The sequence below is a fragment of the Sphingobacterium pedocola genome (genome assembly GCF_015209965.1).
In the GTDB taxonomy this organism is placed as follows: Bacteria; Bacteroidota; Bacteroidia; order Sphingobacteriales; family Sphingobacteriaceae; genus Sphingobacterium; species Sphingobacterium pedocola.
Genome location: NZ_MU158689.1, coordinates 1,381,380 through 1,400,098, shown reverse-complemented (window position 1 = coordinate 1,400,098; position 18,719 = coordinate 1,381,380). Strand labels below are relative to the sequence as shown.

General features: G+C 37.0%; 16 protein-coding genes. 9 read left to right on the top strand and 7 right to left on the bottom strand.

Features of this window, described 5'->3' with window-relative positions; genetic code table 11:
• The first annotated feature begins 2 nt into the window (after positions 1–2).
• From C4F40_RS05895 to C4F40_RS05875, 5 genes are all read left to right on the top strand, one after another.
• Positions 3–914, top strand: a complete 912-nt coding sequence (locus C4F40_RS05895) for an endonuclease/exonuclease/phosphatase family protein (protein ID WP_196938425.1) — start codon at positions 3–5, stop codon at positions 912–914.
• A gap of 17 nt (positions 915–931) precedes the next feature.
• A complete protein-coding gene (locus C4F40_RS05890; protein WP_196938424.1) occupies positions 932–2,047 on the top strand; it encodes a SusE domain-containing protein in 1,116 nt (371 codons plus the stop codon).
• 2 nt (positions 2,048–2,049) lie between these two features.
• Positions 2,050–3,180, top strand: a complete 1,131-nt coding sequence (locus C4F40_RS05885; protein ID WP_196938423.1) for a discoidin domain-containing protein — start codon at positions 2,050–2,052, stop codon at positions 3,178–3,180.
• Between the two features lie 245 nt (positions 3,181–3,425).
• The gene (locus C4F40_RS05880; RefSeq protein ID WP_196938422.1) at positions 3,426–3,641 is read left to right on the top strand and encodes a hypothetical protein; all 216 of its coding nucleotides are present in this window, start codon (positions 3,426–3,428) and stop codon (positions 3,639–3,641) included.
• 73 nt (positions 3,642–3,714) lie between these two features.
• Entirely contained in the window at positions 3,715–4,329 is a 615-nt protein-coding gene (locus C4F40_RS05875; RefSeq protein ID WP_196938421.1) for a DUF4304 domain-containing protein, read from the top strand.
• A gap of 46 nt (positions 4,330–4,375) precedes the next feature.
• On the opposite strand, the gene C4F40_RS05870 is transcribed toward C4F40_RS05875, so the two are convergent.
• The 3 genes from C4F40_RS05870 to C4F40_RS05860 all read right to left on the bottom strand — a co-directional run bounded on the left by C4F40_RS05870 (position 4,376) and on the right by C4F40_RS05860 (position 6,977).
• Complete coding sequence (locus tag C4F40_RS05870) at positions 4,376–5,569, bottom strand: peroxiredoxin family protein (protein ID WP_196938420.1); 1,194 nt, start codon at positions 5,567–5,569, stop codon at positions 4,376–4,378.
• A gap of 585 nt (positions 5,570–6,154) precedes the next feature.
• Positions 6,155–6,628: a hypothetical protein gene (locus tag C4F40_RS05865; RefSeq protein ID WP_196938419.1), complete on the bottom strand. Its 474-nt coding sequence runs from the start codon at positions 6,626–6,628 to the stop codon at positions 6,155–6,157.
• Between the two features lie 184 nt (positions 6,629–6,812).
• On the bottom strand, positions 6,813–6,977 hold the full coding sequence (locus tag C4F40_RS05860) for a hypothetical protein (RefSeq protein WP_196938418.1): 165 nt from the start codon (positions 6,975–6,977) through the stop codon (positions 6,813–6,815).
• 395 nt (positions 6,978–7,372) lie between these two features.
• Here C4F40_RS05860 and C4F40_RS05855 point away from each other — a divergent pair, with 395 nt between their 5' ends.
• Positions 7,373–8,329: an HNH endonuclease gene (locus tag C4F40_RS05855; RefSeq protein WP_196938417.1), complete on the top strand. Its 957-nt coding sequence runs from the start codon at positions 7,373–7,375 to the stop codon at positions 8,327–8,329.
• Positions 8,330–8,363: 34 nt separating this feature from the next.
• On the opposite strand, the gene C4F40_RS05850 is transcribed toward C4F40_RS05855, so the two are convergent.
• The 4 genes from C4F40_RS05850 to C4F40_RS05835 all read right to left on the bottom strand — a co-directional run bounded on the left by C4F40_RS05850 (position 8,364) and on the right by C4F40_RS05835 (position 12,672).
• Positions 8,364–8,846 (bottom strand): very short patch repair endonuclease, encoded by a 483-nt coding sequence (locus C4F40_RS05850; RefSeq protein WP_196938416.1) that lies wholly within the window; start codon positions 8,844–8,846, stop codon positions 8,364–8,366.
• Between the two features lie 283 nt (positions 8,847–9,129).
• Positions 9,130–9,855 (bottom strand): DUF6339 family protein, encoded by a 726-nt coding sequence (locus tag C4F40_RS05845; RefSeq protein WP_196938415.1) that lies wholly within the window; start codon positions 9,853–9,855, stop codon positions 9,130–9,132.
• Between the two features lie 2 nt (positions 9,856–9,857).
• On the bottom strand, positions 9,858–10,712 hold the full coding sequence (locus C4F40_RS05840; protein WP_196938414.1) for a hypothetical protein: 855 nt from the start codon (positions 10,710–10,712) through the stop codon (positions 9,858–9,860).
• Entirely contained in the window at positions 10,699–12,672 is a 1,974-nt protein-coding gene (locus C4F40_RS05835; RefSeq protein ID WP_196938413.1) for a hypothetical protein, read from the bottom strand. The genes C4F40_RS05840 and C4F40_RS05835 overlap by 14 nt, the downstream gene beginning before the upstream one ends.
• A 343-nt stretch (positions 12,673–13,015) precedes the next feature.
• Between C4F40_RS05835 and C4F40_RS05830 the strand changes: the two genes are divergently transcribed.
• The 3 genes from C4F40_RS05830 to C4F40_RS05820 are packed head-to-tail and all read left to right on the top strand — an operon-like array spanning position 13,016 to position 18,702.
• On the top strand, positions 13,016–14,095 hold the full coding sequence (locus C4F40_RS05830) for a DNA cytosine methyltransferase (RefSeq protein WP_196938412.1): 1,080 nt from the start codon (positions 13,016–13,018) through the stop codon (positions 14,093–14,095).
• Entirely contained in the window at positions 14,073–16,979 is a 2,907-nt protein-coding gene (locus C4F40_RS05825; protein WP_196938411.1) for an ATP-binding protein, read from the top strand. Before C4F40_RS05830 ends, C4F40_RS05825 begins: the two co-directional genes overlap by 23 nt.
• The gene (locus tag C4F40_RS05820) at positions 16,972–18,702 is read left to right on the top strand and encodes a response regulator receiver domain (protein WP_196938410.1); all 1,731 of its coding nucleotides are present in this window, start codon (positions 16,972–16,974) and stop codon (positions 18,700–18,702) included. The genes C4F40_RS05825 and C4F40_RS05820 overlap by 8 nt, the downstream gene beginning before the upstream one ends.
• Positions 18,703–18,719: the final 17 nt, after the last annotated feature.

The following is an 18,719-nucleotide window of genomic DNA, read 5'->3' as shown; positions in this document are numbered from 1 at the left end:
AGATGATATACATTAAGAATATAATAACATTTTGTTTCTTGGCATGCCTTGCACTGGGATGTACAGGAAAAGAAGGATTGACCCGTGACTTTGAAGATGATTTGACCGGTCCGGGAGCTGGAAAAACGGATAAATTATCACTTGTCGCCGGATCGTATAACCTACGCCTGATAACCGCCAACGATCAAGGCATTTTATCGTGGGATAACCGGAAGCAATGGGTTAAAAAGATCATCCAAGACCACGATTTCGATATCTTAGGCACGCAGGAAGGGGTGCTGGCGCAAATTAACGATATTACCGCGCATAGTTCGTATGCTTACGTCGGGGTTGGTCGGGACAATGGTACCACGCAGGGCGAAACATGTGCCATTCTTTACAAGCAGGAAAAATACACGGTGGAAAGCAGTGGAACGTTTTGGCTTTCGCAAACCCCAGACGTGCCTTCGTATGGTTGGGATGCCAATATCAGACGAATTTGCACCTGGGTAAAATTTAAAGACAAAGCAACAGGTACATTATTTTTCGTGTTCAACGCCCATTACGACCATCAGGGGGCTGTGGCAAAGCTCGAATCGTCCAAACTGATCATAGCACAGATAAAGCTTATTGCTGGAAATTTGCCGGTGGTGATGACGGGCGATTTAAATGCGCTGCCCAATAGTGAACCTATCGCTGCGTTGCTCCAGTCCAATTTATTGTGGGATGCGAAGGTGATCAGCAAAACGGCGGCACAGGGTCCCGAGGGTACATCTTATGGCTATGACCTGAGTAAGGAACCTACGGGCCGCATTGACCATGTATTGGTCTCGAAAACAATCGATGTACAGGCGTTTAAAATTATAGACGATGATTTTAAGACCGGAAACATAGCTTCGGATCATTTGCCGGTGTATGTCCAATTAGAATTATAATGTTAAGTAATTTAGTAATGAAAAAATTAGTATATATGTTAGGCGTGTTGCTGTTCTTTTCGTGTAAGGAAAGCGAACCGGTTATGCCCCAACTAGAAGATTTAATAGCAGCTTATCGAGAAGATGACGCAATCCGTCTGGAAGTATCTTCAACAAAAATTAGCCTCGAACCTATCAAACGGCGCGAACAAGCCTTATTGGTTACTTGGGAGCCACTGAGGGAGATAGAATCACATTACCCGGTGCGGTATCTGTTTAAAATGGACGTGACTGAAAATAACTTCACGACCTCCATTCCATTAGAAGAAATGCCCGAAGGTGTATTTTTTAAATCGTACACGCATGATGAACTAAATCATTTAATTCGCAATTTTTGGTACAAAGTGGGAGGAGATGATGTACGGATCAGTGTCCGCGTTATCGCACAGGTACAGTCGGATGCGAAATTTATCAAACCGCTGTACTCGACGTTAGATGTAAATCTGACACCGTTTCAACTCGATTCAAAGCCACTTTTTTTATACGGGTCGGCTATGGGGGCGGGGAATACCAATATGATCGATATGCAGGAGGCTATACAGGGTGAGATCTATACATGGAGAGGCTTACTGCACCCAGGGAGCTTTAAGATAGCAAAAGTAATGGATCAGTCGTTTCCGGCTTTTGTTAAAGATGGCGAAGACGGTCTAAAGGTATCGGAATCTGCAGCGGATGACGACGAAGGATTTAAGATTACAAAGCAGGGAAATTACGCGATTCTTCTGGATCGAATTAACCTCAAAATATATATTACCGAAATTCCGTATTTACGGGTTTATTTCGGCGGATCTGCAACGCCCACGGGTTGGAATACACCGCCATTAATGAACTGGGATATGTACAAACCGAATGTGTGCACATTAACGACAAGTCTTGCAGCAGGGGAAGTCAAATTCTCGACCGAGCCAAATTTTTCAACAGCAACGTTACAGCTACGTCCCTGGCGCCCGAATGCATCCATTGCACAGGACAACGACGTGCTCGCCAGTGTACTCCAAGACTGGAAGTGGCGTGTTAATGCCGATGAAGCTGGGATGTATACCATAATATTGGATGTGAAAAGTATGAAGGTGCAATTTATAAAACTTGATTGATCATGAAACGTAACTATATAAAACTGATTTTCTTTATCCTGTTCTGCGTCGGCTCGATCTCCTGCAAGGAAGATAAAACGGCCGACAACGTTGAGGAGGCAGCAAGCGGACTAGAGAAACTCGCCGCGATTTCGACACAGACAGGGGTGCTTTTAACCTGGGAGAACCCACCAGGTCATACGTACGATCAAGTTGAAATCTGGTATGAGGAAGCCGGTCGTAAAGTAGTCCATAGTCAACAGGCTAATGAACACTATACGGCTGTTGCCTTCGACCTGCAAAATGACGAGGTATACAAATTCCATCTGCAGACGCGCAATTCCGGCTCGGAGCAACGAGGAAGAGAACTTACCGTGAAAAGTAGAAAAATTTCGCTAACAGATCCCGTGCAGGAATTGGAAGATATACTAAACAGTGTACGCATTCTTGGCGGAGATGGAGGGGTACGTGTCCATTGGAACAATCCGGAACATATTCCGGCGACGATTGTGCTAGCTTTTGAAGGCGAAAGGTTGGAGCTCAAGGCCAATCAGTTGGTGAAAGAAGTGACCGTCAAAAACCTGGATCTAGACAAAGTTTACGTCTTTGAGGTTAGCCTATTGTTTGACGGGGAGTTCATCACAGCACAGAAAAATTTTTCGGTTAGACCGCTCGCTGGCTACAAAAGGCTTGTTAACGAAGGATGGAACATTACGGCTTCGTCGGAGGAAATTTCAGCAAACGAACACGCTCCGGCCGCAAATCTATTAGACAATAACCCGGCAACCTATTGGCGTTCGAAAGTTTCGACACCAGAACACAGGTATCCGCACTACGTCATTATAGATTTGCAACGCACACGTCGGGTAACGGCAATTACATTGAGTCGAAAGCAAGGTGATTCAGATTACTCGTCCTGGGACAACAATATCTCGCTGAGCGTAGATGGTCGAACATTTTCAGAAACATACCGCTATTTTGGATCTAACACGAATCCCAATCAGATCTTTAAAGTGGAATTCAACCGCACGGTTGAAGGAGAGCAAATGTACATGTTACCATTTGTACACACAGCGCGATACATCCGTATCGACATGGTCCGGGCGAGTAGGGTACATGCTGTATTCGGCGATATTAATGTATATGGTGAGTAGCGTAGAACTTCTACGCACAATTATATAAAAACTCCTGAAGCGGGGAGCTTCAGGAGTTTCTAACCTAACCAATTATTAACCTAAATTATGAATACTATATAAACGGCAGCATCTGGCAGAATATTACACCACCTGGCGGAATTAACAAAAGCTTAACAGATTATAGTTATTGTATACAGGTACCGCGTATTATGTTGGGTTAAAGATAGAAAAAGTCTTATTGATTTCTTATCTTTATGTCGCATATGAATCAACTTCAGACCTACCTTCAGGCATTTTTCAAACTTAAACGAGGCGGTACTAAGTATGGCTTAGCACCGCACAAGCCTATATTGCTTTTGACCCTTGTCGAGTTGATCGAAAAAGGATTTGATCAGGACAACCATTTTCAGGTCAATGGCGATTTGGTTGGTATCTTTCAGGAAAACTGGCGCTTATTATTTCGACAGGAAGGTAGTTGACAGTAATTTCCCGCCCAAATATAAAGCGCGAAACCGTTAGCTATGATTTTAAAACGACAAGCTGTAGAACCAAATGAAGACAGTATCAGAAATAAAATTTGATAAAATAATTAAGGAAGGATTTCAAGAAATATTAAAACCATTAGGCTTTAAGAAAAGGGCGAATAATTTTTACTTAAAACTCGACAGTGTCGGTCAAATCATTAATGTACAGAAAAGTGCGTTTGGAAATAAAGACAATATAAATTTTACTATAAACACCGGAATTTTTGTCCCTGAGTATTGGCTTGCATTATATGATTACAGCGGCAAAGGACTTCCAGACTATCCGACTGAACCGGAGTGCCTAATTAGAAAAAGAATTGGAAAGCTTCGAAATCAAGACGACACTTGGTATGACATTAAGGATGGAACCAATGAGCAACAACTAATTGCCGAAATGAGGGAAAACTTGACAGAATTCATCTTGCCATATTTTAATCGGATTAATAACACTGAAAAAATGCTTCAACAGTTAGATAAAGAAGATACGATGGTGGCATCTCTGGGAAAGCTAATAGTGTATGGAGAAACTAAGCAGTTTGACAAAGCTAAACGGGATATGAAGGGCTTCTTTAACAGCAAAATAAATCCCCATTTCTTGATGACGGTAAAAGAATATGGACAGAAATATGGCCTTGACAAATAGATAAACCACAGCCAATGTCGGTTTGTCAAATATGGCGGCTGAGGTTTTAAATTAGGCTGTTGATTAACGTTCTTACTTCGCTGTCGGTTTCATGGCCATAACCGTATATCACTTTTCTAATAATTCTATCTTCGTCAAGTATAAAAAACATTGGATATAATGAAATCGAATACTTATTTAACACCTCTCTGCTAGCAAGTAAGAATTTATAGTCAAATCTATTACGACTCATGTATTTTTTTAAAACATCACTATTCTTACTTGTACATTCTATTGCTACCAAATCAAAATCGGCCTTATTGTATTCAGTAGCTAATTGTTTCAAAAATGGAATGGAAGCGTTACATGGTCCACAACTAACACTCGTAAATTGTAGCAATATCACTTTGCTTCTTACGTCTGATAATGAAAAGTCTCTATTATTGGCAGTTTGTAAAATCCAATCGGGGGCTTTTGTGTTCACCATCTTATTAGGAAGCCTCTCTCTTCCTTTCTCTCCATATTGCCTTATTTGATAGTCTTTAGGAAAATAGTCCGAAGCAGTAAAATTTTCAATACGTAGTTTGTTGAACTCAAAATCAGAAACTGAAATAACAGATATATTATGCTCCATCTCTCTTCTAACCTTATATGGCAAGTTTGTTTCCTTATTTATCCATAACTCATATATGGAAGTAGGGTCGAACGTCAATGGGTTTCTTGGAATATAACGAGCTTTTCCAAAGAATTCAACTTGTCTATCCTCATAAATGCTAAGTTTCAGGTAAATGTCATCTCCCACATCCTTTAGCTCCACAGAAGTACTGTCCTTGTTTTCTAAAATATATCGAACTATGTTTTCCGTATAATTATAAAACGGCGTTGCCACCGGTCGAAATGGTAATTTTCTAACGTTGAAACTGTCTATTACCATTTCTTTTTCATCGTCATATCTTAAAGCCCGCATTTTACCATCGTATGCGAATTCTAAATGTGCCTTTTGATCTGTGTCAAAAGTTGCCCAACTCGCACCTAATGTGGTATCTAGCGAATTTCTGTAGGATTCAACGTACTGATTAATTACATGAGTTGCGCTGGTATCTCCTGGATTCCAAGATTGGGATTCAGTCCAGAAAGTTGCTGACTCTATATTCTCAAGTTCACCTAAAACACGTCGTAAATAATCTGTCGACGTGTATTTTTCTACCCAAGAACTTAGTATAAGAACAGTTACGCTCAGAGAAATCGCTGCTTTTTTCATGATCATCGTAATCTAAGTAGTACAAAATATTCCTTTATTTACGATCAAGGTAGCTTACTCTATTCGCGCGATATATCTTTACTAGGATAGTTTTGCGCTACAGTATTTTTCTTAGAAAGATACGTAAATATTTCACTATCAAAGATAAAATAAAATGCTACAATTCCAAATTATCCAATTACCCGCTACGGGAGGGGTTGTTAGATTAAAATAGGACAGTACAATACCGCAAGTAAAACATAAAACTCCTGAAGCGGGGAGCTTCAGGAGTTTCTAACTAACCAATTATTAACCTAAATTATGAATACTATGTAAACGGCATGATATGGCCGAATATTACAGCACCTGGTGGAATTAACAAAAACTTAACATCCTATTGCTACACCAGTTCCTTGACGAGCGGCAGACCAGCAGCTGCCCAGTCGTAATTCAATAGCTCACTATTATCTACCCATAGGGCTTGCGTATGTTCTGTCAGGGTCAACGTGCCATTCAGCCACGTGCATTCGAAAGGGTAGAGGTTGATCTCGAAATCCGGGAACACCTATTTTAGTGGAAGTTTCATCGTTTCGGAGCGTTGGCAGATCAAAACAGCCCCCATTCATCCTCCCAATCATCCTTTTTGAAAAAGGAGATCCATACTTTGAATAACCGCTTGAACGTTTCGATCTCCTCCAAGATATGAGGACTATAGTATTTTGCTTTGGTGTCCAGCATGTCCATGGTGATCAGCATATTCCGCAATTGTCCCATATTGTACCTTATAACTGCCGCGTTTTCCATACAGGTGACATAGAGGCCAGTGGTCTCTGCACTTATAATCTTAGGGCCTACGATGCAGATGCTCTCCATGATCAGGTCGCGGTGTGCCTCTCCCCATAGTCCCGTCATTTGCACTCCCATTAAACGGCACAATCTGAATATTTCACGGCATTGCTCATATAGCTTTTCTGCGGCCTCTAGTTGAGGTAGCAGTTTCCACTCTTCCCCATCATTGTCTTCTGTGAGAAATCTGCTCCGGTCCCATTCGGGCATCTCGTGTCTAAAAAGTTCTTCCATAATTCATTCCCTACGGTCATACCAAAATACGGTTTTATCTCTTTTTCCAAGAACACTAATCAGAAAACTGATAATAACTAACCAGACTCCCAATTTGTAAGCTAATTTTTGCATGCTTTTCTGATCTTAGGATTAATATAACTATACAACACCATTGTTTGACGCTATCGTTACCAAGGGATAATTATTTCCCATAGATCATTATAGTACCAGCGTTATAATACACTTCTAAAGTAAGCTTTTCTTCAAAATCACTTTCATCCACTTGCTGATTGATCAATACTTTTTTCACAACCATCTCCTGATTCGAACCATCAGTTTCAATCAATCCACTTCTCTGCGTTAACATCCTAATTAGAAATTGAACAAAAACTTTATTTGCATTCCGATGTACACAATCAGTATATCAATTAAAAGGATCAGCAGCCATCTTCTGGTCCTTAGCGTTAAGAGAGCCAGCCCTAGTAATATACCAACTAAAAAAATAAACAAACGAAAATAGAGTACACCATTGAACTCCATTTCGTACCAGTAGCAGCTATCACAGAAATTATACAAGTATAATGTGTACACCGTTTCAGACATTAATATAGAATTAATTATGATCAACAAAGAGCCTACAACTCGTGATAGCATTGTATGGTGGAACACATCAATCAAATTTCTATATAATAAAGTGCCTCTACGGAACATGTACAGCTAAGATAGAAAAAGTCTTATTGATTTCTTATCTTTATGTCGCATATGAATCAACTTCAGACCTACCTTCAGGCATTTTTCAAACTTAAACGAGGTGGTACTAAGTATGGCTTAGCACCGCACAAGCCTATATTGCTTTTAACCCTTGTCGAGTTAATCGAAAAAGGACTTGATCAGGAGAACCATTTTCAGGTCAATGCCGATCTGGTTGGTATCTTTCAGGAAAACTGGCGCTTATTGGTTACGACGGCTCATCAGTCTGATTTTACACAGCCATTCTACCACCTGCAGAATGATAAAGTCCAAGGGCATTCGTTTTGGGTATTGCACACCTATACTGGGGTTCCCGTGCAGGCGCCCATTAAGAGTGTAAGTGTTTTATCACAGGTAGTAGAATTTGGTGCTTTATCAGGAGATCTTTATCTGTTACTGCAATCTGAGGAAAATAGGCAAGAAGTACGTAGCAGTTTGTTGATGCAGTATTTTTCAGACCGGGCAAATAGCTATTATGAGCATAAGCAATTGGGTGATGGTTTCTATCATGACATTCAGGCGTTGGTATTGAATGATCCTGAAACTAAATACAAGCGGATCGAAATCCATACCGAGGAAGATATCTTTGTGCGTTCCAATTTATTTAAGCGCTACATCCCTCAACTTTACCAAGATACCTGTGCCATGACCGGAATGCAGCTGCGTTCTACCTACAATCACAATTTTATAGATGCATGTCATATCGTTCCTTTCGCTGTAACACATGATGATAAGGTAACCAACGGCTTAGCGCTTTGTCCTAATCTACACCGCGCATTTGATCGGGGACTAGTCTCTGTAGATCAGGATTACAGGATAATGGTTTCGACGCATATACGTGAAAAAGTAGACCACCCATATAATCTAAGCCAGTTAGCAGGTAACAAAATTCTTTTGCCTTCCAATATCCAATACCACCCATCGGCAGAAAATCTGGAATGGCATCGCATGAAAGTATTTAAGGGGTAATTAGGAATTTACTTTTCTTTTCGAAGCATAATAGCTACCTCCACAGCTTCCTCGTTTCCAAGAACAGTTCAATTTGGTTAAGCACCTTAGGTAAGCTCTTTAGTACATCCTGCGACCAAAAGCGGAATACCGTATAGCCCATATCGCGGAGGGCACGGTTCGTGCGTTCATCCTTTTGCATGTTACGCTCGATCTTCGGTATCCAGAATAGGCGGTTGGATTTAATCCGCTCGCGGTTTTTCTTCCAGTCGAAGCCATGCCAAAATTCACCATCCACGAAGATCGCCAATCTGTATTTTTTGATCACAATGTCAGGCCGACCGGGAAGAGACTTATCGTGCAGGCGGAAGCGGATGTTCTTAGCCCAAAGCGTCTTGCGCAATATAAGTTCCGGCTTCGAATTTTTGCCCTTAATACGCGACATCATATAGCTCCGCTGCTTACTAGTGTAGAAGCCAGCTGATTCTTCAAACCGCGGAACCTTTATCTTATCCTCGTCTTCTTCATAGCGTTGCATAGCGCTAATTTAGATATTTGCTTCTAGTTATAGAAGTAAAGCAGAACGTAATTCGATTTTGCTATGCATTCAAATGGTTAAAATCTTAACACAACCGTTTTCTCACCTGCAATCTTATAAACTGAATGAGCAAGCTGCATGGCAATTAAACGCTTATCAGTTTTTTAGATAAATGAACATTAAAAGCGTGCATCTTATTAGATGTTTATGTTTGAAAAAGATACTTCAGCGATCTCGTATATCTAAGTTGTCCTGAATATACGGTTAAAATTAATACAGTTCATTAAATCATAGAAATTCTATCCGATACCTTTTGAAGCTCCGACTTGAAGAAAGAACGATCATAGTATGAAATAGGTTTTACACCACCAATCACGTTTAGATGTTTGGTGACAAAGCGAGTTTTGTGTTCAAATTTTGTTTTAAATAAACCCTCATTATCTTCAATAAACTCCAAAATACCGATGACAGCTTCTTTATGGCGACCAAGCTTGTAAACTCCTAATGTCCTTGTTGGGAAATCTAATTGACGGAATAAAATTTTAGTCAGATCATATTTGTTCTCTTTCCGTGAGTAGTCGATGGACAAATAAACTGACCACCACAGCCCTGCTATAGCGTGTCGCATTAAACTGCTTTGTGCAGAGGAACTTAAAAACCAGTGATCTAAGATAAATTTCTGGTTATCCTTAGCTGTACCTTTTTGTACATCATTCCACCGTTTAATCATATAAGGATACAAATCAACATGGGAGAGATATGTCCACAACCGTTCATCGGATGCCTGGATTGGCTCAAGTTCTTTAAATGCCTCGTAGATTTGTATCGCGGATTTACAATCATCGCTTGCATCCAATCTTTCTGATAAGCCTTCTTTATGGTTTATGTTTGGCAACATTAAGATTTGTTTCTTGTCATATATGAACTCATTGCCTTTATAGAAATCTACATTCAGTTCATCCTTTAATTTTTTGACGTATTTGTCTTTGAATATAAGTTGCTTTGGCATGTTTATTCCTCACTTTCTGTTGATTCTACAATAACATTTAATCCACTTAATAGACGTCCGAAAGGATTTCCTAATAAACGTTGTGCTATTTCGGGAATATTTTCTTTTTCTTTAATGTTTAGGTTTTGGAATTGATCTTCATTGGCCAGTCGGTATTTTAGAGCTTTCGCCCAGAGATAGTCTTCGTGCTCTTCAAAATTATAGAGTGCCGTCAGCAATGCGTTCAATACAAGTGATGAATGGAATATTGAGGCAAACTTTATCTCTTGGGCAATGACGTCACTCCTATATATATTGTATTCATTTGTCGGTAGTTGTACTTCAATTTTGGACTTTTTCAAATCAATATTAGTGTATTCTATATCCTCCCTCTCTACTACTTCCATAAAAGATGAAACAGCTTTCAGTTTTTCATATTTGATATCTGCATCAAAAGTAAATTCTCCAAAAAAAGCTAAGATATCCCCTTTGTCCAAATCAAATGTAAAACCGCTGTAATCGCGGTGTGCATCTGCATTTGAATAATTGGGCAAACTTTGTTGTGCAACCAATAAGCATATAAATTCTACTTTTCCTTTGACCTGTTTTTTAGGAATTTCAAATTCTATCCTTGCATTGTCACTTAGGGTGTTTTCTCTGTAAACTGTATTTGAACAGGTTGCTTCACATAAAAATTCTGCTTTACCTTCTTGGAGTAATTTAATTAGGTCATTATTTGTTAAACTGCATTCAATAACAATCTTATACCTATCGTCTGAGACGGTTATTTGAGGGTTATTTAAAAAACCAGTAATTCCACCGATCGCATCTGCGATTCCTAATACGGGATGAGGGAAGGTAACATCATTGAATTTCATACGCTTTAAGTTTTACTGAATGCTTAACGTTGTCTTCAAAGCGTATTCTTATTTTTGTTACGCCTCTTTCTAGTCTTATATCTTTAATCGTGTTTTTTGAAATTATTCCCTTATTAGTCTCTGTTATTTCAATTCCACCATCCCTATCGTTGTCGGCACCAACGAGCAATTCCAATTCTGCATTTTCAATTTCATTAATGGAATTTATAATCAAATAATGGTATATATATCCATTTTCTTTTTGGGCAGCAACTTTAAAATTTACTTTTGCGATGATCTTATTCGTAATAGGTGAATCATCCGTCTTGCTACTAGTACTTTTTATGTTTCCAGGCACGTATGAAGGTGCGTCTCCACCACTTTTGTCATTTTCCCCACCTATAGAGGTTGCTTCTTCTCCATCTTCCATAGTCTCAATGTCTGTTTCATCTTTTACTTCTGACTGTTGTGCTTTTAAAGTAGGGTTTATGGTTACAGGACTATCTTTAGTACTTGTGATTGAGCCAGTCTCCTCTTCCGTCTGCTCACTGCTTGATTGACCCGAAACATTGTTGCTGTTCATGCCCTCAAAATCATATTCTTCGTCTTTTTCAAGTAAATCCTCTGGTATAGATAGGTATTCTTCTAGGCCTATAAATGTTATTTTTTGGCCTGTCTTTGTCTTGGATAAAGCTTCAAGAGTTGTATTAATGAAATTCCCGATTTCATTAAGCCCTTTACGAGCCTCCGTATCAATTTGCCCCTCATTTTTTGGGTAGTTGTCCACATTCCATTCATTGTGTGCTGGGTTTTCCATGAGACGGAGCATTTCGTTACCTTTTTCATTATCACAGATGAAAACAGCAGAATAACCATTAACCTTTCTGTTAGTTCTTTTGAAGACCACCATTCTAGGGGAACGGAAGTAAGCAGTTCTATTCGGAAGCCCTTTCTCTAAATATATGTACAGTTTTACTGTACCGACAGTTGCTAAGTTTTGTTCGAATACTCGAAATTGATCATTAGTGCCAGTATATTTTACCGCTTTCAGATAAGATTTAGGATTCCATGACTCGATCTCTGAAGGAGTGCCACTTTCTGCCTGCCCCTCAAAATATTCATCAATTATTGTTTCAATATTATCTTTATTTATTAACACATCGTCAATCTGAACAGTTAGTTTTTTATCAAAAATGGTGAGCCAAAAGTTGTTTAAAACTGATTTTATCATTAACTTTTTACGGTATGGCTCATCCCATAACCCAATTATATTTACATCTGTGCCCGATTCGCTTCTTCTAAAGATTTCAGGGATATTATTTTCTTCTGTAATAGGATTTCCTTCGTTGTTGTCATAAAATCCGAAAGCAGACTTTTTATCTCTATTCCTATCTTTATGTGTTGTCAATCGAGTGGCACCCTCGAAATAGACATTTCCATATATGTCTTTTGAGGAGACAATTAGCGTTTTTATTGGAGATAGAGCAAAATATGCGCCTTTGCCGAATCCGAATGAACCACCTGCGCCTAGGTTTTTGGCACTTACACCAGATGCTCTGAGAAAAGCATAGAACGGCGATGTTGTTCCTTCATCAAAATGCATTCCTTTTGTGTTGGCGTCTGAAATTTTTAAGCAGGGTATTTTTAATTTTTTTTTCCCTTCTTCTGTACCGTTCAGATATTTCAACATTTCGCTGAACAGCCGACTAGCATCGGTATTTTCATTGTAATACTCTAGGCATTGCGTGATGTTTTCTTCTATTTGAAAGAATGCAGGATATTCTTGTCTATCCAAATCGAAATACTTAAAGGCTACTTCTACAGGTTTTGTAGTATCATTGATTGCATCCAAAGAATTTTGGATTGCTTCTCGTACTATAGAATAATAGGGATTACCTTTAAAAGTGATGTGCAAAGGGTCGTTTGGACCAATTTCGCCACCGCCTTCTGGTTTAAAGTGCCAAGTGCAGTTTTTCTCCATAATTATCGCGGTATGTTTATATTGGATTATTTAATTTAAACATTTTAAATATATAGTTTTTACGATGTATAAACAAACCTCTCAAAAGAATTTGGACGTCTCCCGATGTAAGGGTAGAAAATTATCAATAGGATTAACAATTAAGCTTCTTATTTCATTTTCTCAATATCGAACTAGTTTGTCACATATTCAATATTCGGTTAGTTTTTGTAATTGTGAACTTTAAAAAGATAATAATAAAGTTGTTTAATCTGTGTTTAAATTGGTTTTTGTTTATAAATAAAAAATCCGGATATTAGCAGAGTGTAAAATATTTTTTGGAAGTTATTATATTTTTTAGTAAATGGCTGATAACAAAAGACAAATAAAAGCAGTAGATTTTTTCTGTTCAGGAGGAGGGATGAGTTGTGGTATGCAACAGGCAGGCATAGAGGTCATCGGAGGAGTAGATTTTGATATCACATGCAAAGAGACCTATGAAGCTAATATAGAAGGTTCAAGATTTATACATGCTGATGTTTTCAATTTGAAGGAAGCTGACCTTGAGAGGAAGCTAAAATTAAAGCGTAATGATGATAATTTATTATTGATTGGTTGTAGCCCTTGCCAATTTTGGAGTATTATTCCTACGGATAAAAAGAAATCATCGGAATCTAAAGATTTACTGAAAGAGTTTCGTCGTTTTGTAGAATACTTCAATCCTGGCTACGTTGTAGTGGAGAATGTTCCTGGAGTTCTTCGTAGAAAAGCAGAAAGCGGTTTAGATGAGTTTATTGTATGGCTTCAGAAACATAATTATACTGTCCATGCTCAAATTCACGAGGTCAGTAATTATGGAGTTCCACAGCATCGTAAAAGATTTACTTTAATTGCGAATAGAATAACTGCAGTGGAATTGTCTCCGAAAAAAAGGCTTGGAGAGAAAGTTACGGTTGGTCACGTATTAGGTGAGTCTAACGGTTTTCCGAAAGTAAAACATGGACATCGAGATAATACAGAATTTATGCATTCAGTTGCAGGACTGAAACCATTAAATTTAGAACGATTGGCCGTCACACCTAAAAACGGTGGAACTCGCATGTCTTATGTCTTTGATAGAAAATTAGCAGTTCCTTGTCATTATGGTAAAGTGGACGGCTTCAAGGATATTTATGGTCGTATGTGGTGGGATAGGCCTGCACCAACTATCACTACAAAATTCTTTAGCATTTCTAATGGACGATTTGTCCATCCAGAAGAAGATCGTGCTATATCCTTAAGGGAGGGAGCTGTTTTACAATCTTTCCCAAAAGACTATATCTTTAAAACAAATAGTATTGCAAATACAGCGCGAATGATAGGTAATGCTGTACCGCCAATTTATGCTAAGGCTGTCGGAGAATCAATTATTAATAACCATAATGCAGTTCAGAACAAAGGCTAGAGCCGTAGATTTATTGGGTAAGGGACAGATTGCGGATCTACCTACCGCCATTACAGAGCTATGGAAAAATGGCTATGATGCTTATGCCGACAACCTAAATGCTGAATTATTTAAAAAAGGATATCAGGGATTAGAGAATGATTATTTTCTCATTTCAGATGATGGGAAAGGAATGTCCAGTTCAGATATTTTAGATAAGTGGTTGGTTTTGGGGACTGATTCTAAATCTAGAGCAGAATTAGAAATCGAATCGGAAGAAACACTATGGAAGAGACCTCGTGTTAAGGCAGGAGAAAAGGGCATAGGTCGATTATCAATTGCTTTTGTCGGTAATCCCATGTTAATGCTTACAAAGAAAATTGGGTATCCATTGCAAGCTGTTTACTTTGATTGGCGTTTGTTAGAGAACTATAATCTATTTTTAGACGATGTGATTATTCCCACTCGACCAATGGATGATCTAGAAGAACTTCCTCGTGTCTTTAAAGCCTTAAAGGAAGAGTTTTTGAAGAATTTCGACAAAGAATTTAATCTAGATGGACAAGCAGTATGGGAGAATAATCAAAAAGAATTACTTGATCAGATAATTAATGAAACTACTAAAACCCTTATCGAGGAACCTATATTAGATTTTGCTGTCAAATGGTTTGAAAAATCAAAGTACAATACAGGTACTGTTTTTTTGGCTTTTAATCCTATTGATCAAATCATTGATTTATCTGAAAGAGATGGTGATGGATTGGAAGACCGAAAATTTGTTATTTCAAGTTTAACTGGTTTTGTAAATCCTTTTAAAGGGGTCGATTTCCATATTAATAGCACCTTTTTAATTAACGCTGAGCAAGAATCTTTTGATCTTTTAAACTCTAGGGGAAATTTCTTTACTAAGTCGGATTTCGATTTGGCAGACGTTTACATAAAAGGCGAGTTCGACGGAAACGGTACTTTTCAAGGAAGTGTAAGAATGTATGACAAAGTCGTCGATTATTCATACACTAACCCTAGAAAAAAGGATAGAAGAAGCTTTTACGGCAAAATTCCCATAGAATTAGGATATTCTCAAGGCGAAGAGAAATCTTCAGCACTTACAGAAAATCAATTCGTAGCATTGAAGAGCAAGGTTGCTGAGTATGGTGGACTTTATATTTTCAGAGATGACTTTAGAGTTTTACCTTATGGACGGGAAAATGCAGATTTTCTAGGCTTTGAACAGAGAAGGTCTAAGAGGGCCGGGACATTTTATTTTTCCTATAGGCGGATGTATGGGTATCTGGATGTAACAAGAGACCGGAATCCAAATCTTAAAGATAAATCTAGCCGAGAAGGATTGATCAATAATGCCCAGTATCGCGCATTTACTAGTGATGCTATCAATTTTTTTATAACATTAGCCCAAGATTATTTCGCGACTGAAGCAAAGCAATCTTTATTTTTAGATAAAAAGAAAGAATTAAACGATGAACATAAAGCTCTAAAAGCTGATAAAGCGAGGGATAAAGCCGAAAAAATAGCATTTACTAAATCTTTGAACGAGTATCCTAAAAAGTTAGAAGAACATCAGGCTAGATATGAACGTTTGTTGAGCGAATTAGAGGATAAGCTGGCGAGTATTGGCGTTACATATTCTGAGGTAGAGCAAATTTTAGATGAGCTTCAGAAGTTGGATATTGATCTTAAAAATTTAATTCCCAAAGTGCCGAAACGGTATAAACCGACGGAAACTCAGAAAGAAAGACTTTATAAATTTGAAGATCGTCTAAATAATTATATAAATTTAGTAAAACCCAAAAGAGAATCAGTTAATAGAAAGGCTCAAGATAAATTAGAAATAAGAGACCTTAAAATTGATTTTACGAAAAGGTATAATTCTTATATTTCATCTCTAGAGAAGGAACTTACGACAAATCGAGTTGCTTTAGAAAATAAAGTTGATGAATTGATTAAAGAATATATAGAACGTTCTCGACGTCTAACTAACGCTTTATCTGAAAATAAAGAAGGTGTAATTAACGAAATACTTGTAAAAGATCAGGTCTTATTTTTTTCTTTAGAAGTTGAAAATTTGTATTCTTCGTTGTTGGCGCAGGCTCAGGCAACATTATTCCCTTTAGTGGAACATATCAATCGTTTATCCTTTGATATTAATGAGGAACAAGTCCAAGGAGCTTATAAAGCTCAATATGATCAAATGAAGTACCAGTGGGAGCAAACCAGGGATACTGCCCAACTGGGAATCGCAGTGGAGATTATAGACCATGAGTTTAATCAATTATATGCCAAGATAAATAATCAGCTTAAAACACTTTCTGATTATAATGACATTTCGTCAATTAAAGAGTTTGGTTTCCTTGAGAAGAACTTTAAACAATTAGAAGATAAGTATGCGTTATTATCTCCATTGTATAGAATTTCAGGTGCATTAAATAAAGAGGTCGAAGGTAATGCGATTTATCACTATTTGTTGAAGTTTTTTGAAAATTTAATTTCAGAATATAATATAACCTTTGATGTTACAGAATCCTTTAAAAAACACATAATCATCATTAAGGAGCCTGTTATTCATACTGTGTTTATAAATGTTATTAATAACGCTATATACTGGATGCGGAACAGCGAGCAGCGAATAATCAAGCTTGATTATCTTGGCGAAACAAAAGAAATTATAATAGCTAACTCTGGTGAAAAAATACCAGATTATCGACTAGATAAGATCTTTGAATTATTTTATTCACAACGGCCCAACGGGAGAGGAATAGGACTCTATTTATCGAAGCAAAGCTTGAATGAAGCTGGTTTAGATATTTATGCTACCAACGAAAAAAAATACAATTATTTAGGTGGAGCTTGCTTCATTATTAACCAAATCAATATAGGGGATGTATAGCCAAAAAGCATTTCAAATTTTAGATAAATCAATTAATAACGCTGTTTTTATTGATGAGAAAGCAAAAGATTTCTATTCTGAAACAACAGATTTGAATGCTTTTGCCGAAGAGAAACTTTCTAAAGATTTATACAATACTTTTAAAAATCACGGAAAAAACTTGACTGTACATAGATTTGTAAAGTCCAATATTGATGAGCCAAAAACTATTGAATATCTATTTAAAGGTAAAGATTTAATTTTATTAGATTGGGAATTAGATGGTGTATCGGGGCTAGAGTATTCATTAAATCTTTTACATAAGGCGGTTAGTTCACCTAATATTAATTTTTGTTGTGTATACTCAAATTCGCGAAATTTTGATGAAGTACCTATGTTTCTGGATACGTACTTTTCAGGCCTATCTAGAGAGCAATTTGAATCTATACAAGATACTTATTCGAATCTTGAATTGCAAGATTTGAAAAATGTAATTAATAAAGATGAAAAAGAAATTTTAAAATTTGCAGAGGAAAATTACATTAATGGCGAAACGTTTCCGATTGTAGAAACTAAAGACAAATCGTTATTATATTTAGTGCGTTTAATTTATATCTCATTAGAAATAGATAGGTTTTTTATTACTGATAACCAATTTGCTAAATACGAAGTTTTAAACACAGGCGAGAATTCGTTTATGATTAATAATACCTTTGTATTAACCTTAAAAAAAGATTTTACAGATGATGCGGATTATGGAAAATTAGTGAAAAGGATATCTGATATCGTCATCACAAATGAAGGAAGTTTTTTTCAGTTGTTAGGACTAGAAATGCAATCTGTTTTTAACGAGAATGAAAGTTTTATTGATAATTCTATTCTAAAATCATCTACCGAAGCATTATTTCAGTTTAGAAATCATTTAGGTAATGATAAAGCGTTTGGTACAATTATAAAAAAGCTATTATTAGAACAAGCAACTTTAAAACTTCGTACTGCTAAATTGGAGCTTCTAAAAAGTGATTTTTTAGACTTTAAGACCAAAGAGTTAGTACAAAAAGAGCCTACTCACGAAGCATTATTTAATCTTAACGTTTTTTATAATTCAGTTAAAGTTAAGAGTTTGCATCCTGACGATATTCCTAACTTAAACTTTGGCGATGTATTTAAAGATTTGAATGGAAACTATCATTTGTGTATTACGGCTTTGTGTGATTGTTTGTACCCAAATGATATTGATCATAATTACTATTTTGTTAAAGGAACAGAATTTACTGATATAGAAACAGCTTTGAAATTAGGAGATACAGCTTTTTTAAGCTTTTTAGATAACGGAAAAGCAGTTTATTGGGGAAATATTACTAACCCAAACTTGAAAAGCATAAAACAAGGATCACTTTCTAATTCTGAAGATGATATATCAAAATTGAAAAGAGATATTATTGAATTAAATAGAATTATCGATCTATATAAATTAAATTTAAGTAAAATTAGCGATATCTTACATAGGCCTTTGTATATTAAACCAAAAGTTTATAATGTAGAAAACAATAAAATTATAGATAAAAAAATAGTGATATGGGATATTACTAATAAACTAAAGAAGGAACAATATGATCATAACTTAAATAGATATGTTTTAGAGTATGTTTCAACATTGAGAACTGACTATGCTCAACGGATTGCTAACCATGCATTTGGTCATCCATCAAGAGTTGGGGTAGATTTTGTTAAAATTAAATAGAACTAGAATAGTTCTTG

Bases quoted from the DNA above. Each gene is read 5' to 3' on its own strand.
- C4F40_RS05895 (WP_196938425.1), top strand. From the start codon at position 3: ATGATATACATTAAGAATATAATAACATTTTGTTTCTTGGCATGCCTT.
- C4F40_RS05890 (WP_196938424.1), top strand. From the start codon at position 932: ATGAAAAAATTAGTATATATGTTAGGCGTGTTGCTGTTCTTTTCGTGT.
- C4F40_RS05885 (WP_196938423.1), top strand. From the start codon at position 2,050: ATGAAACGTAACTATATAAAACTGATTTTCTTTATCCTGTTCTGCGTC.
- C4F40_RS05880 (WP_196938422.1), top strand. From the start codon at position 3,426: ATGAATCAACTTCAGACCTACCTTCAGGCATTTTTCAAACTTAAACGA.
- C4F40_RS05875 (WP_196938421.1), top strand. From the start codon at position 3,715: ATGAAGACAGTATCAGAAATAAAATTTGATAAAATAATTAAGGAAGGA.
- C4F40_RS05870 (WP_196938420.1), bottom strand. From the start codon at position 5,569: ATGAAAAAAGCAGCGATTTCTCTGAGCGTAACTGTTCTTATACTAAGT.
- C4F40_RS05865 (WP_196938419.1), bottom strand. From the start codon at position 6,628: ATGGAAGAACTTTTTAGACACGAGATGCCCGAATGGGACCGGAGCAGA.
- C4F40_RS05860 (WP_196938418.1), bottom strand. From the start codon at position 6,977: ATGTTAACGCAGAGAAGTGGATTGATTGAAACTGATGGTTCGAATCAG.
- C4F40_RS05855 (WP_196938417.1), top strand. From the start codon at position 7,373: ATGAATCAACTTCAGACCTACCTTCAGGCATTTTTCAAACTTAAACGA.
- C4F40_RS05850 (WP_196938416.1), bottom strand. From the start codon at position 8,846: ATGCAACGCTATGAAGAAGACGAGGATAAGATAAAGGTTCCGCGGTTT.
- C4F40_RS05845 (WP_196938415.1), bottom strand. From the start codon at position 9,855: ATGCCAAAGCAACTTATATTCAAAGACAAATACGTCAAAAAATTAAAG.
- C4F40_RS05840 (WP_196938414.1), bottom strand. From the start codon at position 10,712: ATGAAATTCAATGATGTTACCTTCCCTCATCCCGTATTAGGAATCGCA.
- C4F40_RS05835 (WP_196938413.1), bottom strand. From the start codon at position 12,672: ATGGAGAAAAACTGCACTTGGCACTTTAAACCAGAAGGCGGTGGCGAA.
- C4F40_RS05830 (WP_196938412.1), top strand. From the start codon at position 13,016: ATGGCTGATAACAAAAGACAAATAAAAGCAGTAGATTTTTTCTGTTCA.
- C4F40_RS05825 (WP_196938411.1), top strand. From the start codon at position 14,073: ATGCAGTTCAGAACAAAGGCTAGAGCCGTAGATTTATTGGGTAAGGGA.
- C4F40_RS05820 (WP_196938410.1), top strand. From the start codon at position 16,972: ATGTATAGCCAAAAAGCATTTCAAATTTTAGATAAATCAATTAATAAC.